The following is a 14127-nucleotide window of genomic DNA, read 5'->3' on the forward strand; positions in this document are numbered from 1 at the left end:
CCAATGTCTGCAACTTCTGAACCGGAAAAAAAACTCAAGTTAGTATCTTTGCAACCAAAGGTCGTTTTTATTGGAAAAAGTGAACAAGTAGAATCCACAGATTCTGTAGAGGAAGAAGTTATTCTAGCCCCGTTTATGTTAGATAGCGAACAAGTAATAGAAAACTTGAGCGAACTTGTTGATAAAGTTTATGAAGAGTTTTCACAAGCTTGTGAAAAGCATAATTTAACATGGGAAGCAGAACTTGAACTGGGCATGGAATTTGGTGTAAAGTTTACAGCTAAACTTAAAATAGTTCCTAAATAAACTGTTTCTGGTTCAGATACAGCCAGTTCTTGCTGTTGACCTAGCTGACAACTTCGAGAAAGAAGCAATTGTAGAGGAAGAAATTCGACCTCATTCTGTTGGTCGGATTCATTTTCAGGCCACTTCTTGGCCCGCACGGTGCAAGCAAGAAGTAATTCTTGTTCCCGGTCAAACCGTTCGTGTGGTTGGTATCGACAATATTACTCAGTTAGTCGAACCACTGGAATGATCGTAAAATGTTGTTAATTTCCTCTAGGGGGCAATTCCTTAATTGCCCCTACTTTTGTGTTGATATCAATTCCGGCTGTACCGGAATAATTTAACCGCAGAGAACGCAGAGAACACAGAGAAAGAGAAGAGAGAGATGAATACAGGACGATACTAACGGATTTGATTTTACTTGCTGGCTAATTCCGGGCAGTAATGATTGCCTGCAAGGGTGGTGATAATATCGGCATCGGCGAGAAAACTCTCTTTAGCCGTGGGATTTTCGATACTACCAGCTTGCCCGATCGCCCTTAATTTAAATTCCGGCAGAGAAACTCCCGCTTTGGCTTGGGCGCATATGCTTTTCGCGGCCGCAATTTTTTGACTGGGATTGCTTTGGATTCCTTGCAGTAAAGCACCGGTTGCGTCGGGAGAGTAGTTTTTGGCTAACCGTTTGTAGTCTTCGATAAATTTCCCGTCGTCTCCTGTTAGCTTGACTCCCGAGTCTTGGGGCGCGCACAACTCATTTAAGCTAATCACTTTTCCGGCTGAGTTGACTAGAAAGCATCCTTCGCGTTCTTGGGCGATCGCACTTTTGGGTACAATTTGTATAATAACGGCGGACATCACAGCAGTTAAACGCCAGTAATTTAGCATAGCATTGACCTTATCTAGTTGGGATTTTTAACCGCTTAAGGACTAAAGTCCTTACTACGAACCTATCTTGATGTTTGTAGTGAGGACTTCAGTCCTCTGAAAGTCAGGACTAAAGTCCTTACTACGAACCTAATTGTCGATATCAAACGAGCATTTCGTTATTTATGGAAGATTTGATTAACAGCAAACATCCCCCTTCTGTAACTGGTGAATGCGTGGAACCGGGAACCGATCGAATATAATCGCCTTGATAGCAAACTTCCCCTTCTACAGTTAAGTCTCCTTCTAATACAAATACCTCCTCCGAGTCCGCGTGTCGGTGCAGGGGAAAAGTTACTCCCGGTTCCAGCCTCATCAAACAAGTAATTTGGCGCTTTTTTTTGTCAATGTAAAGCTTGCCGATCGAGATTCCTGGAACTGAGTAAGGTCTCCATTTGACATCGCGCGATCGCACAATTAAAGATGGCGGATTGTTCTCTGTGGGCGACGCCACAATTGGCAATTCCGCTATGCGCTGCAACAGGCGGTTTTTGAGGTCGGGGGCGACGGGAACGGCAGGGGCTGTATAGGCGATCGCAGAAATTGCTGTTTCAAAGGCCGCTAATTCGCTTTGAAGTTCTGGGGATGCTTGCAATTTCTCGGCAAGTGCGCTGCGTTCTGACTCATCGAGGGTATCGAGAGCTTGAAGCGCTGCAAGCATATTAAACTCCTCGTCTGGCATCATTTCCATCTGTTCTCCGGCCTTATCAATTTTAGACTTTAGATTTTAGATTTTAGATTTGTTTTTGCCATTGCACTAAAGATGGAAGATTGGAGATGCCATAGGTTTAGATCGATATTAAACAATTTAAATTTTGTTTTTTTGACAATCTAAAACTCTTCGCTCAAAGTTTGGCGCAACTTAGAAATTCCCAACCGAATTCTAGTTTTAACTGTACCTGTCGGGATACCGAGTTTAGTGCCGATTGCCGCACAAGTCAATCCTTCGTAATAGGCTAGTTCGATCGCTATTCGCTGTTCTGGTGGCAGTTTTTCTAGGGCTGCGCTGACTTGGGCGCTGCGTTCTTCAAGTATTGCATCTTCCATCGGTTCTGCAATCCGCGCAGACGGAATTTTAGCATCTTCCAGACAAGCATCTGCCGCGCGGACTGTTCGCTGCAACACTCGGAGGCGATCGAGGGAACGACTGCGGGTAAGCATAAATAACCAAGTATCCGCACGAGAGCGACTGGGATCGTAAGTTGCTGCTTTTTGCCAAATTTGGGAAAAAACATCGAGCACAACTTCCTCAGCTTCTTCTACCGAACCCAGAATTTTGTAAGCGAGACCGAAACTTGCACGACCGTAGCGATCGTACAGTTTAGCTAATGCTGCTTGGTCTTTCTGGGCAATCTGCACTAACAGCAGCGATTCATCACTTAACTTTTCCCCTGTCATCTCAGTGTACCTGAAAAATTTTGTTTTGAGCGTACAGATCCAAAATTAAATATTCGGCGTATATCACTATAGAACATAACTGTAAGTCAATTGGGGATGCAAGCATAAGTATGCCTTTGCGGGCTAATTCTGTGATGCTTTGAATTGTAATCTATCCGATTTATATTGCAGTTTATCACTTCTGCATAGTTTTTCATACCTAATCTTGCTGTACAGATCCAAAATAGCCAAAACTTCGTATACCAATTACGAGAAGGCTCAGCAACCTCCCAAAAGCCCGACAGGTTAACAAGTTGAACCTGTTGCGACCAAAGTAAAACCCGCGAAGGTGGGTTATTTGCGATTAATTTTTGTAAAAATCTCAGTAAAAGATAGGTGCTAACTGTGAAACTCACCAAGAAAATTCGCCGAATCATATTAGCGATTGAAGCAGCTTTAATTGTTGTATTAACTCCTGGGATAATTGCCGCTTCCGACCACGATGACGGCGAAGTCGATATCAAAGGTCGCGCTGTCAATTTAACCGACTTATACGTCTATCGCGAAAAAGATCAAAACTCCGGCGCTGCGGACGGGGATTTAGTCTTTACAATGAATTCAAATCCTCGGTCTGTAGCCCGCTATCAATATTATTTCAGCACCACAGCCCTTTACCAATTTCACATCACGCAGGTAGGTGATGTAAATTCTACACCGACTGGACGCGCCGATATTATCTTGCGGTTTGCCTTCAGTCCGCCTAACAATAAAGGTATGCAAGCGGTAGCGATCACTGTTGTGCGCGGCGGATCCCAAACCACTACTAAGACAACGGTTAATGGCGGTTTAATTGCCACAACTCCGCTGAATTCTAATGCTGTTTTGAATACAGTACCTGTGGGCGGTTCTAACTTAACTGTATTTGCAGGTTTGCGGGAAGATCCGTTTTTCTTTGATGTGGAACAATTTTTTAGAGTCCGGGCTGGGGCTTTGGGAACGGGCCCTAAAGTAGGTTTCAAGCCAGCCAGTCAAGCGCTCGACTTTGCTAAAGGCTACAACGTCAATACCATTGCGGTGCGCGTTCCGAAGGCATTTCTGCAAGCAGGAACAGGCGCGAATACTTTTGATGTTTGGTCAACTATTTCTGTGAGGGATGGAGCTGGCGGTTTCAAACAATTCGAGCGTTTGGCGAGACCGGGAATTAATGAGGCGTTGATAGTTACTCCCCAGTTTCTGGAAGCGTTTAATACTATTTCTCCGAGATTGGATTTGAGTGCTGCTGCTGCTCCGGTGCGACAGGAAGCTGTTGCTACTCTGAATGCTGTGGATCTTTTGGACGGTAAGGATAATGTGGATGCAAATGCGATCGCCAAAGCTTTCTTACCGGATGTCCTGCGGATCGATACCACAAGGCCCAGCGGCTACGGTAGTGCGGCAAATGCTCAAGGAAGTTTGATCGGAGGTCGTTTGCTTTTGGACGATGTTGTTGATATCACTTTGGGAGCTTTGGTGGGTTCTCCGGCTAGCGATAACGTTTCTTATAACGGAGCTCCTGGAAATCCGGCTCAGGGACACAAACCGTTAGAACCGAATTTTCCTTATTTGGCTTTGCCGAATTAGTTAATAGTCATAGGTATGTAGTTGCGCTTGGGCGCTCTTTCCTAATATTTATCAAGAGCGCTGAAGTTATTTGTAGGGTGCGTCGCTATCGATAATACTGAAAAAAAAGCAACAATGTCAGAGCGACGCACCTTCTACAATCACCGAGGAAACGGGAGCATCTCTTTTTTGCAAATATATTCGTAGGGGCGAAGCATTTCGGCGGTAAATCTCAGATTATGGTTCATAAATTATGTGCCGAAATGCTTCCTTCGCCCTTGCCACAATTAGATGCACCCGAGAAAAATAACCTAACAATAGGTACGTTGTTGCGCTGTCTTCGCTCTTTCCTAATATTTATAAAGAGCGCTGAAGCGCAACAACGTACCTTGGCTCAAGCATGAGCCGACCTTATCAAATAAAATCGTAGTTTTTCGTGCTAAATCCAATAATGACGCACCTTACAATATAATGACAGCGAATAAATCACAAAAACCTAAATCCGATCTTTTCTGGTGGTTGATTCTCATCGGACTGCCGATAGTGGGAATTGTCGCAGTTAATTTGCTGCCCAATCTGCGTGAAATCTCAGGAAAAATTGCTAATAAAAGTACGGCAAATCTCGATGCTAATTACCGCTATCAGTTTTCGGAAACTTTGAGGAACAATCCGAATCAAAAGGAAGCTATTCAGCAGGAAATTGCTTTTTACCAGCAGCGATTGGCTGTTGATTCAAAAAGCGGTTTGAATCGGGCTGCTTTGGCGAGTGCTTATTTGAAAATGGCTCGCGTAACTGGGGAGGGTGGTTGGTTTTTATTAGCCGAACAAGCCGCCCAAAGATCGATCGCCCTTTTGCCTTTTGACAATAAAGGGGCGCTGCTAGTTTTAGCTCGAATTGCCGAGGCCAAACACGATTTTGCTACGGCTTTGCGCTTGGCGAAACAGGTGGGTTTTGACAATGAAGATGCGATCGCCCTTTCCATCACATCTCACTTAGCCACCGGAAAAATCGGTGAGGCAAGTATAGCCACAGAAGCCTTAGTTAATCGGATTCCTAACTTGGGTTCTCTCACATTAAGGGCGTTAGTGAGAGAGTCACAGGGGCGAGACGCGGAGGTTTTGCAGGATTACCGGCAAGCAATGGCTGCGGAGGAACCGGGAGAGATTGCTGGATCGGCGCGAGTTCGATCGCTCTTGGGTCGATTTTACGCCCGCCGGGGGCAGTTTGTGCAGGCGAAAGCGCTATTTTTGGAAACGTTGCGGTTGGTTCCGCGATACCCGCTAGCGCTGATTTATTTGGCGGATTTGGAGGTGCGCCAGGGAAATTATCGGGAAGCAGAGGCTATTTACAGCAAGGTTTCTGCCTATTCTGGCGGGGCTGCGACGGTGTTCGATCGCCTGGTGGATCGCGGTATGGCGAGGCTGAAGCAGTTACAGGGAGATGCGAGATCCTCGGCGAAACTGCGCGACAAAGCAGAAGCTGGGCTGCGACAGGAACAGGTTTCTGGCGGTTTCGGGCACCGCAGGGATTTGGCGAGTTTGCTGCTAGAAAAAGGTCGATCGCAGGATGTCGCCGAAGCGCTGCTGTTAATGCAGGAAGAGGTGAAAATTCGCAGGGATGCGGTGACTCTGGATATCTACGCCTGGGCGCTTTCTAGTGCTGGCGAATGGCAAAAAGCCGATCGAGTGATGGCCGACATTGTGCGATCGGGAATTCGCGATTCCGGGATGTTTTATCGGGCTGGTGCGATCGCTCGAACATTAGGAAAAGATGCGGAATCTCGCGCTTATTTTCAGAAAGCCAAGGAAATAGATCCGAGTTTTGATAGTCGATCTCGTCAAGCATTGGGTTTGGGAAGTTATGAATTTTAAAATTAACCACAAACACATCAAATCGAAACCAACCATGCACAAAAACTGGCAAAAAATGCGAAAATATGTAATTCTTTTTTCGCTCGCGCTTTTACTATTTTGTACAAACTCAACCCAACCAGCTTACTCCCACTGGTCAGACTTATCAGTCGCCGAAATCATCGTCAACGACTTGCAAACCGAAATAACATTAACCTTTCCCACCGGCTTAACAAAATTCGCCGACGACAATCGAGACGGACAGTTACAACTAGCAGAAGTCAGGAATCACAAAACAGAACTAGAAAAGTTTTTTAGTCAAGAAATTAGCATCACCAACAGCAAAAATCCAGGATTAGTTACAGTAAAACCCCTAGAAATAGCTAAGAGTGCCAGCTCGATCCAGCAGCCCAATACCCATAGCACCTTAATCTTAAACTACACCTGGCCAGAATCTAGCGTAACTTCAAAAAACAACAAAATGCGGATTAAATACAATTTATTTTTGCCCGGAGTTCCGACAGCTAGCTGTCAAGCTACAATTGTCGAAGCTGGTGCTATCAAAAGCATTGTATTTACGCCACAAAACCGAGAAGTTTTGTTAGCTGGAAAAGAATCAATCTGGGAGTCAGGTTGGAGTTTAGTGCTAGCAGTATTCGGAGCATTTGCTTGGGGATGCGTGCACGCGATGTCCCCCGGACATGGGAAAACAATAGTCGGCGCTTATTTAGTGGGTTCGCGGGCTACTCCAGCACACGCTGTATTTCTAGCAGCAACAACTACAATTACTCACACTGCGGGCGTGTTTGCTGTCGGCGCAATTACGCTTTTGGCTTCTAACGTAATTGATCCAGAAAAATTAGATCCTTGGCTGAGTTTAATCTCAGGCTTATTAGTAGCAATCATCGGCATCAAACTACTTTTAGAAAGAATCAAAACCAGGTTCGTAGTGAGGACTTTAGTCCGCAAAACCAGGTTCGTAGTGAGGACTTTAGTCCGCAAAACCAGGTTCGTAGTGAGGACTTTAGTCCGCAAAAACCCAAGGACTAAAGTCCTTACTACGAACCTTGAGGAACCAGTAAATCTTTTGAGTAGGGGAACTTGGGAAAGAGAATTTAAACCTGTCAAACCACCTATATCTCAGCACTACCACCATCATGGAGACGGCCGCCTTCATTCACATTTGCCACCAGGATCTGACGGTTCTCCGATTACTTGGAAAAGCTTGTTAGTGTTGGGCATTTCCGGGGGATTGTTGCCTTGTCCTTCCGCATTGGTGATGCTGTTGAGCGCGTCGGCTTTGGGCAATGTTGGTCTGGGGATGACGCTCGTGGTAGCCTTTAGTTTGGGATTGGCTGTGGTGCTGAGTGCGATCGGCTTAATCTTAGTTTATGCCAAACGGAATTTTGATAGACTGCCGAAACAGATTGCAGCAGTCAAATTTATGCCTGCAATTAGCGCGGTGGTGGTAATGTTTTTGGGGCTGGGCATTACCGGAGAGGCTATTTTAAAAATATTGGCTGCGAATCAGTGGGTAATTGGCAATGGATAAGACAATTTAAGATGCTATGGTGCGTCAGCTTTGATGATTTTGTGAATCAAAAATCTTTGTACTGAGGCATCTGATAAAGTAATACCAGTTTTTCTCAAAACATGAGGTATGACTGACAGCTTATATAACCACTAAACTATCAACTAAGAGGGCCCAAGCCCAACAACGTACCTCATATTTCTGAGAACCGCTGTACCAGTTTTTCAAAGTAATGCTACAAAATAAGTTTTTTTGTTTGAGTGTTTTTGTAGGAGTGCGTCGCTATGAGATTGTCGATATTTTTTTAGGGATTTTTCTTTCTTCGACGCACCCTACGGCTGTTTTACCAGGAATTGCTGGTAACGAGTAGATTTATTCAATTGGCGGGAAATCCCCACCTATTGAACATCAGCTCGCGGTATGTTTATTTATAATTGCGGCTAAATCTGGTATGCCGTTTTCGACGTAAGTCTTAGCGGAGGGGCGGAGTTTGCCATAGGCGCCTTTGACAACTGCTCTGGTGCTGTTTTCGGCTTTTTTGTCACTGATTTGGAGCAATTGATCTGCTACTTGAGCTTTTCTTTCAGTTAGATATGCGACTGGGTTGCCATTGTTTACGGCTTCAGTCCACATTGGATCGAGTGCGATCGAGATTTCGGGCAAAAGTTGATCGACGACTTGGGCGCAATAGTCAGCCCGTATCCCCTTAACGGTAGAGTAGGCAGCTTTCAGAGCAAGGCCGCCCAATCCCGGTGCCGCTGCAACTTGTTTGTCTATCAACTTTACACAGTCATCAACAATAGTGTCTCTCTTGTTTTCATTCAAAAGAATATCGCTAAGTCCCATTTTCACTTTCCTTGATTTAACAGTCTATGTGGTTATCAGCTTTGAGCTTCATCTGGCGATTATATATCAATACGCTTCAGATCGGATAGTCCCGGAAGCAAAACTCTGTACAACACAGATAGTGCAATTGCTTTCTGGTTGTGCGATCGCAAAAAAAATTAACCCAAGCGCGATCGTAGATCTATTTTGATGCTTTACTCGGGATTACAGATTTTTTTGGGGTTTGAAGGTTTTTACTGCACAACTTGATGTTGAGATTTGTTGAGTATTTTATGGCAATTAATATCGGAGCTGCTACTCATTATTCATTTAGGGTTTGTAGCAAGCACTTCCGTTATTGTTGGCAGGTCTTAATGAGGACTGAAGTTCTTACTACAAAGCGATCAGTTGTGAAGAGTCAAATAGAAAAGAGAACAGCTTGAAAAAAAAACTTTAGACAGGCTCTGCCTTGCGATAAATCCCACTTGCACGTACTATTTGGCACGGATCGTTAGGATTTGACGTTTGACTTGAAGCTCGCAGGTACTTTAACCAAGGGAAGTTTCTGGATTTGTGTCGGACGATCGCTCGATCGCAATACGAAATTTACTGGTAATTTCGCGGAAGTGCCGACTCCAGCAAAGATGTGAACTAATAAGGTTAAGCTCGCTGCTAAAAACAGTTTTTCACACATGGCATTGTCTCCCATACATATGCCCTAGGGCATAACTTCTGTTACACCTACAACATACAAAACATCGTCTACCGCAGGTGCGATCGCGCCAACGCTAGTTTAGTGATAGATATCACGATCGAGGAGAGGGGGAGAGGGGGAGAGAGGGAGAGAGGGGGAGAGGCGAAATATTGCCTGCGATTTCTTCGTTATTGGTTTTTGTTTCTTTTCTCTGACTTCGGGAGCCTCTGTGTTTTGCATTTTATAGTGCTGTCCCCGAAGAGCGAAGTGTATATCGCGAGCGAGGAAGGGACTCAAAGAAAAAATATATTTTTGCAAAAATTGAGATGCTCCTCAGAATTCCACCCTTAAATCCTGTCAATCCGTTACATCCGGTACAAAATTCTTTGCCGAAATTCGTTCCAAATCGGGAATTGTCCTTCAGAAAGAAGCCGTTGAGTGTCTCGCAAAGGTAGAATTAGCGCGTAGAAGTTATTTGACACAGCGGAGGTACCGACAAGATGCTTGCATACATTCTGGCGTTGGCGGTCGGTCTGGGCAGCTTTAGTATTTACATGGCGGCCTTCTTTTTTCCAGAGGTTCACCGGAAAAGTGATTTTACCTGGAGCGGGGTAGGACTTTTTTATGCGTTAATTTTATGGACTTGTGCGGGGCGAATTACTGGTGCTCTCCTGCTTGGTCAAATGGCGGGTGTGGCTCTGCTGGGCTGGTTTGCCTGGGAAACTCTGACTTTGCGCCGCCAGGTGGCGCCGGTGGCCCAGCAAACGCCGATTCCTCAGGCGGGGAATTTGGCTGGGGCGATGGGCGGGCCTTTATCCGGTTTGTTTGGTAAGAAACCTGAACCCGCAGCCAAAAAACCGAAGTTTGTTCGATCGCCCAAACCAAAAGCTGATGCTGTTCCAGCACCTGCGAATCAGGGCCAGGCAAAGGTAGAAGCACAACCGGCGACTGGGCAAATCGCTGAGATTATTCCCGAAAGCATTCCCGAAAGCATTCCCGAAAGTGCGATCGGCCCTGACTTAAAAACTCCCGACTCAAAAGCACCCGCAATTACAGAAATACCGGTGTTTTCGGTTGACAATGCTCCTGCTGAGACTTCACCAGCCCCAGCAGAATTAGCCAGCAACTTCACTCCTTTGCCTTCACCTCTAGAATTTTCAGAAATTGCGGCTGCACCAACGGTAGAGCCAGCAGAGGCTCAGCCAGAAGCCAAAAAGCAGGCTGATGATGATGACGATGATGATGATTTTGACCAGATGTGGAGATCGAGGGCTAAAGAGTCCCAGTCTGATGCTACAACGGCGGCCCCAACGGCGACAGCAACCGCAACCGCAGCCCCAACGGCAAACCCAACTCCTGCCAAAACAGCTAAAAAATCAGGCGGTTTCGGAAGTCTGTTCGGGAATCTCAAAAATAGTCTCGGCGGTATGTTGGGACGGGGTGCGGCTAAAAACAAGCCTGATGCAAATACTCCGGTGACAAAGCCGAAAGTGGCACCTGAGTCGATCGCACCTGAATCTCCTGAATCTAAGGTAACGACAATTCCTGCACCGGATATCGACCAGATTCTCGAATCAGAATTAGCCGAAGCTGCTGCCGAAGTGGCATCCGAAACCAGCGAAGCAGTGGCGTTTCCCACCGATGTGGAAGCAATGGCCGAGTTGATAGCAACAGAAACTGCGGCGAATTCTGCCAAAATAGGGGAAAGTTCGATTTTAGACGACGGATCGCCGGCACAAAGCCAAACAGATCCGTTGGCTCAAGAAACACCTGCGGATGCGGTTGGTGAACCCAAAGCAGCAGCAGGCGTAACGGAAGCAGAAGCCCCTGCTGTATCTCTAGAAATGACTGTGGTGGAAATCGTTTCATCACCGCCTGTAGAGATAGAAGTACCCGGAGAACCAGGGTTGAGCGTTCAGGTAGAAACGGTTTCAGTATCAACAATCTCGATCGAATCCACAGAAGAAAAACCCTCGTCTGACGGAGCGCAACCGGATTTAGTTGAACAGGCCAAACCAGCCACTGAATCGAAGTCTGAGAATGTATCCGGCGAAGATAGGCCGTCATCTTGAGACAAAAAGCAAAAGGTAGAAACCAGAATTGTTTTAATTCTGTCTTCTACCTTCTTCTGTCTTCCTTCTTCCTTTTAGGACTTAGGTGCGGGTGGCGACAAATGTGGTTTTCCCTCAAAACCAATTCGTTGTCACCCCTAGAGCCAATAAAAAAACCATTTATTTGGTCAAATTTTGTAAGCTATAAATCCTAGATTTTAAATTTTTCCTTGTTCCTTATTCCTTTTAAATTTTTCGTTGTTCCTGTTTGCTTCGGTCAACCGTCAACTATCAACTATCAACCGTCAACCATCAACCGTCAACCGTCAACCGCCCCTACCAACTGTCAACCGTCAACCGTCAACTGTTTTTACATTCTAAATTAATATTATGAAAGCAATTATGGTCGTGGGAACAACATCTCACGCAGGAAAATCTTTACTGGTTGCAGCATTGTGTCGAATCTTTTCTCGGCGAGGCTGGCGGGTAACTCCGTTTAAAGGTCAGAATATGGCACTGAATTCCTATGTCACAGCCGCCGGCGGAGAGATTGGCTATGCTCAAGCAGTGCAAGCTTGGGCTGCGGGCATCGCACCTTGGGTAGAAATGAATCCGATTTTGCTCAAGCCGCAAGGAGATATGACTTCTCAATTGATTGTCAAGGGCAGGGCGATCGCAAATGTGCGAGCATCTCAATATTACGAGCAGTATTTCGATCTCGGCTGGCAAGTGATTCGGGAATCTTTAGAATTTCTCGGTCAAGAATTTGACATGATTGTGTGCGAAGGAGCAGGAAGTCCAGCAGAAATCAATCTCAAACACCGCGATTTAACTAATATGCGGGTAGCAAAACATCTGAATGCTCGGACTTTGCTAGTAGTTGATATCGATCGCGGTGGCGCTTTTGCTCACATTATCGGTACTTTGGAATTGCTCGATCCTGACGAACGCGCTTTAATTAAAGGATTCATTATTAATAAGTTCCGAGGCCAAAAATCGATTTTAGATCCGGGCTTGACTTGGCTGGAAGAAAGGACGGGAATCCCCGTAGTTGGGGTGATTCCTTGGATAGATGAAGTGTTTCCCTCGGAAGATTCCCTCGATTTACTCGATCGGCGTTCTCCCAATTCTCAAACCGACTTGAATATTTCTGTCATCCGGCTGCCCCGAATTTCCAATTTTACCGACTTTGACCCCCTGGAATCGGAAACCACTGTCACTGTCAAATATATCAGCCCCAAAGACCCGTTAGGCCATCCAGACGCCGTGATTTTACCAGGATCTAAAACTACAATTTCAGATTTGCAGGTGCTGCGCCAAACAGGCATGGCAGAAGCGATTAAAAATTACTTAGTAGCTGGCGGTACAGTGATGGGAGTGTGTGGTGGCTTTCAGATGCTGGGAGAAAGTATTACTGATAGAGAAGGCCTTGAGGGAGAAAAGGGAGAGTTCAAAGGATTGGGGTTATTGCCTTTGAAAACTGCGATCGCACCAAACAAAATTGCCCGCCAGCGGATCGTAACATCTAACTATCCTCAACCGGGTTTACCAGTTTCCGGTTACGAAATTCATCAAGGAAGAACCCAGATGATAGAGTCAGATTTGACTCAACCGTTATTTGACGATCCAACTTTAGGAATTGTCAACACTTCTCAATCAGTTTGGGGGACGTACCTGCACGGCATATTTGACAATGGAGCTTGGCGGCGGGCTTGGTTAAATCACTTGCGCCAACAGCGGGGACTCCGTGCATTGCCCACAGGTATTCCGAATTACCGAGAACATAGAGAAACTCTATTAGAAACTCTAGCAGATACAGTGGAAAAGCATTTGGATATCAAGCATATTTTAGGTTAGTTGACAGTTGACAGTTGACAGTTGACAGTTGACAGTTGACAGTTGTTTGTTAGAGCGGAGGTTATAAATTGAATGACATTTTTTTTAACCAGAAAGTCGTAGGGTGCGTATCCATGAAAAAGCTTGATAATTCCCATAAAAAGTCGTAGGGTGCGTCGCGATGAAAAAAACCTAACTAAGTACCAAAAATCTCAGAGCGACGCACCTGTTCTTGATAGTTCGTGTGAATAAAACTCAATTTTTTGGGGAGCTAAACTTGGTAAAAATGGTGTTATATCAAAAGGGAAAATTAAATGATAAAGATTGTTTTTTTGCCAGATAATGTGACAGTCGAAGCAGAAGCGGGAGAGCTTTTGCTAGATGTAGCCAAACGTGCAGGGGTTTCTATTCCTACTGGTTGTATGATGGGTTCTTGTCATGCTTGTGAAGTAGAAATTGATGACGGGGAGGCGATTTGTGCTTGTATTTCCGGCATACCTTCGGGGAAAAAGCAAGTTACAATTAATGTGTATGTCGATCCGACTTGGTAATCGATATATTTTTTAATGGCATCTTTGTATGAGCGATCGACAATTTAAGCCCTGTCCCATCTGTTCCATCCTATCGCCATATTGGGATCGACATCCCCGTCTAGTATGTTCGACTTGCCGTAGCAAAGCCTGTGACAGTCAAGGGCGCAAGGTACAATTTTTTAACAACTCCATGGATGGAGGTGTTGAGGCTGTCGTAGTGGATACTCAAGAAGAGTATCCCAGCCAGCTTTGCTATATTGAAGGGGTCAAGTGTTGGGCCGAGGAAGGGAGATATGGCGGTATTGCGATCGAGGTGTGCGACTGATACGCCGTTGTTTCTGACTGCCTTGTAATTGTCAAGTAGGGTGTGTTACTGTGCAGAAATGCGATCGCAGTTTTAAATATTTCAATCGTCACCCACAGATTCGTTCGTAGTGCGGACTTAAGTCCGCATTTCTGAGGACTAAAGTCCTCACTACAAACTAATCTTATCGGTTCGTAGTGCGGACTTAAGTCCGCATTTCTGAGGACTAAAGTCCTCACTACAAACTAATCTTATCGGTTCGTAGTGCGGACTTAAGTCCGCATTTCTGAGGACTAAAGTCCTCACTACAAACTAAT

Annotated in this window: 17 protein-coding genes; 11 read left to right on the top strand and 6 right to left on the bottom strand. The window is 45.4% G+C overall.

Features of this window, described 5'->3' with window-relative positions; translation table 11 throughout:
- The first annotated feature begins 3 nt into the window (after positions 1-3).
- Positions 4-306 carry a hypothetical protein gene (locus tag QZ918_RS17820; RefSeq protein WP_293337232.1) on the top strand — a complete coding sequence of 101 codons (303 nt, stop codon included), beginning with the start codon at positions 4-6 and terminating at the stop codon, positions 304-306.
- A 67-nt stretch (positions 307-373) separates the two neighbouring features.
- Positions 374-535 (top strand): NfeD family protein, encoded by a 162-nt coding sequence (locus QZ918_RS17825; protein WP_293337274.1) that lies wholly within the window; start codon positions 374-376, stop codon positions 533-535.
- A 167-nt stretch (positions 536-702) separates the two neighbouring features.
- Here the strand turns inward: QZ918_RS17825 and QZ918_RS17830 are convergent, their stop codons facing one another.
- The 3 genes from QZ918_RS17830 to QZ918_RS17840 form a co-directional block, all read right to left on the bottom strand.
- A complete protein-coding gene (locus tag QZ918_RS17830) occupies positions 703-1170 on the bottom strand; it encodes a hypothetical protein (protein WP_293337234.1) in 468 nt (155 codons plus the stop codon).
- A 142-nt stretch (positions 1171-1312) separates the two neighbouring features.
- Positions 1313-1870: a cupin domain-containing protein gene (locus tag QZ918_RS17835; protein WP_293337236.1), complete on the bottom strand. Its 558-nt coding sequence runs from the start codon at positions 1868-1870 to the stop codon at positions 1313-1315.
- Positions 1871-2040: 170 nt separating this feature from the next.
- The gene (locus tag QZ918_RS17840; RefSeq protein ID WP_293148847.1) at positions 2041-2607 is read right to left on the bottom strand and encodes a sigma-70 family RNA polymerase sigma factor; all 567 of its coding nucleotides are present in this window, start codon (positions 2605-2607) and stop codon (positions 2041-2043) included.
- Positions 2608-2991: 384 nt separating this feature from the next.
- Between QZ918_RS17840 and QZ918_RS17845 the strand changes: the two genes are divergently transcribed.
- The 4 genes from QZ918_RS17845 to QZ918_RS17860 all read left to right on the top strand — a co-directional run bounded on the left by QZ918_RS17845 (position 2992) and on the right by QZ918_RS17860 (position 7937).
- Entirely contained in the window at positions 2992-4206 is a 1215-nt protein-coding gene (locus QZ918_RS17845; RefSeq protein ID WP_293337238.1) for a DUF4331 domain-containing protein, read from the top strand.
- Positions 4207-4656: 450 nt separating this feature from the next.
- Positions 4657-6057: a tetratricopeptide repeat protein gene (locus QZ918_RS17850; protein WP_293337240.1), complete on the top strand. Its 1401-nt coding sequence runs from the start codon at positions 4657-4659 to the stop codon at positions 6055-6057.
- Positions 6008-7588 carry a nickel/cobalt transporter gene (locus QZ918_RS17855; protein WP_293337242.1) on the top strand — a complete coding sequence of 527 codons (1581 nt, stop codon included), beginning with the start codon at positions 6008-6010 and terminating at the stop codon, positions 7586-7588. The genes QZ918_RS17850 and QZ918_RS17855 overlap by 50 nt, the downstream gene beginning before the upstream one ends.
- Positions 7589-7799: 211 nt before the next feature.
- Positions 7800-7937: a hypothetical protein gene (locus QZ918_RS17860; RefSeq protein ID WP_293337244.1), complete on the top strand. Its 138-nt coding sequence runs from the start codon at positions 7800-7802 to the stop codon at positions 7935-7937.
- 38 nt (positions 7938-7975) lie between these two features.
- Here the strand turns inward: QZ918_RS17860 and QZ918_RS17865 are convergent, their stop codons facing one another.
- Positions 7976-8413, bottom strand: coding sequence for a DUF6918 family protein (locus QZ918_RS17865; RefSeq protein WP_293148855.1), 438 nt, complete (start codon positions 8411-8413; stop codon positions 7976-7978).
- A gap of 490 nt (positions 8414-8903) precedes the next feature.
- Positions 8904-9086, bottom strand: a complete 183-nt coding sequence (locus tag QZ918_RS17870) for a QAALIT motif small membrane protein (protein ID WP_293337246.1) — start codon at positions 9084-9086, stop codon at positions 8904-8906.
- Between the two features lie 500 nt (positions 9087-9586).
- Between QZ918_RS17870 and QZ918_RS17875 the strand changes: the two genes are divergently transcribed.
- The 3 genes from QZ918_RS17875 (at position 9587) to cobQ (ending at position 12994) form a co-directional block, all read left to right on the top strand.
- A complete protein-coding gene (locus QZ918_RS17875; RefSeq protein ID WP_293337248.1) occupies positions 9587-11158 on the top strand; it encodes a Ycf66 family protein in 1572 nt (523 codons plus the stop codon).
- Between the two features lie 237 nt (positions 11159-11395).
- A complete protein-coding gene (locus QZ918_RS17880) occupies positions 11396-11518 on the top strand; it encodes a hypothetical protein (protein ID WP_293337250.1) in 123 nt (40 codons plus the stop codon).
- Positions 11519-11527: 9 nt separating this feature from the next.
- Positions 11528-12994, top strand: coding sequence for a cobyric acid synthase CobQ (gene cobQ, locus QZ918_RS17885; RefSeq protein ID WP_293148861.1), 1467 nt, complete (start codon positions 11528-11530; stop codon positions 12992-12994).
- Here cobQ and QZ918_RS17890 read toward each other — a convergent pair.
- A complete protein-coding gene (locus QZ918_RS17890) occupies positions 12991-13131 on the bottom strand; it encodes a hypothetical protein (RefSeq protein WP_293337252.1) in 141 nt (46 codons plus the stop codon). The genes cobQ and QZ918_RS17890 overlap by 4 nt on opposite strands.
- Before the next feature lie 156 nt (positions 13132-13287).
- Here QZ918_RS17890 and QZ918_RS17895 point away from each other — a divergent pair, with 156 nt between their 5' ends.
- Positions 13288-13524, top strand: coding sequence for a 2Fe-2S iron-sulfur cluster-binding protein (locus QZ918_RS17895; RefSeq protein ID WP_293148863.1), 237 nt, complete (start codon positions 13288-13290; stop codon positions 13522-13524).
- Between the two features lie 172 nt (positions 13525-13696).
- The gene (locus QZ918_RS17900) at positions 13697-13831 is read left to right on the top strand and encodes a hypothetical protein (RefSeq protein ID WP_293337254.1); all 135 of its coding nucleotides are present in this window, start codon (positions 13697-13699) and stop codon (positions 13829-13831) included.
- Positions 13832-14127: the final 296 nt, after the last annotated feature.

This window comes from Microcoleus sp. CAWBG58 (assembly GCF_020883045.1).
Taxonomy (GTDB): domain Bacteria; phylum Cyanobacteriota; class Cyanobacteriia; order Cyanobacteriales; family Microcoleaceae; genus Microcoleus.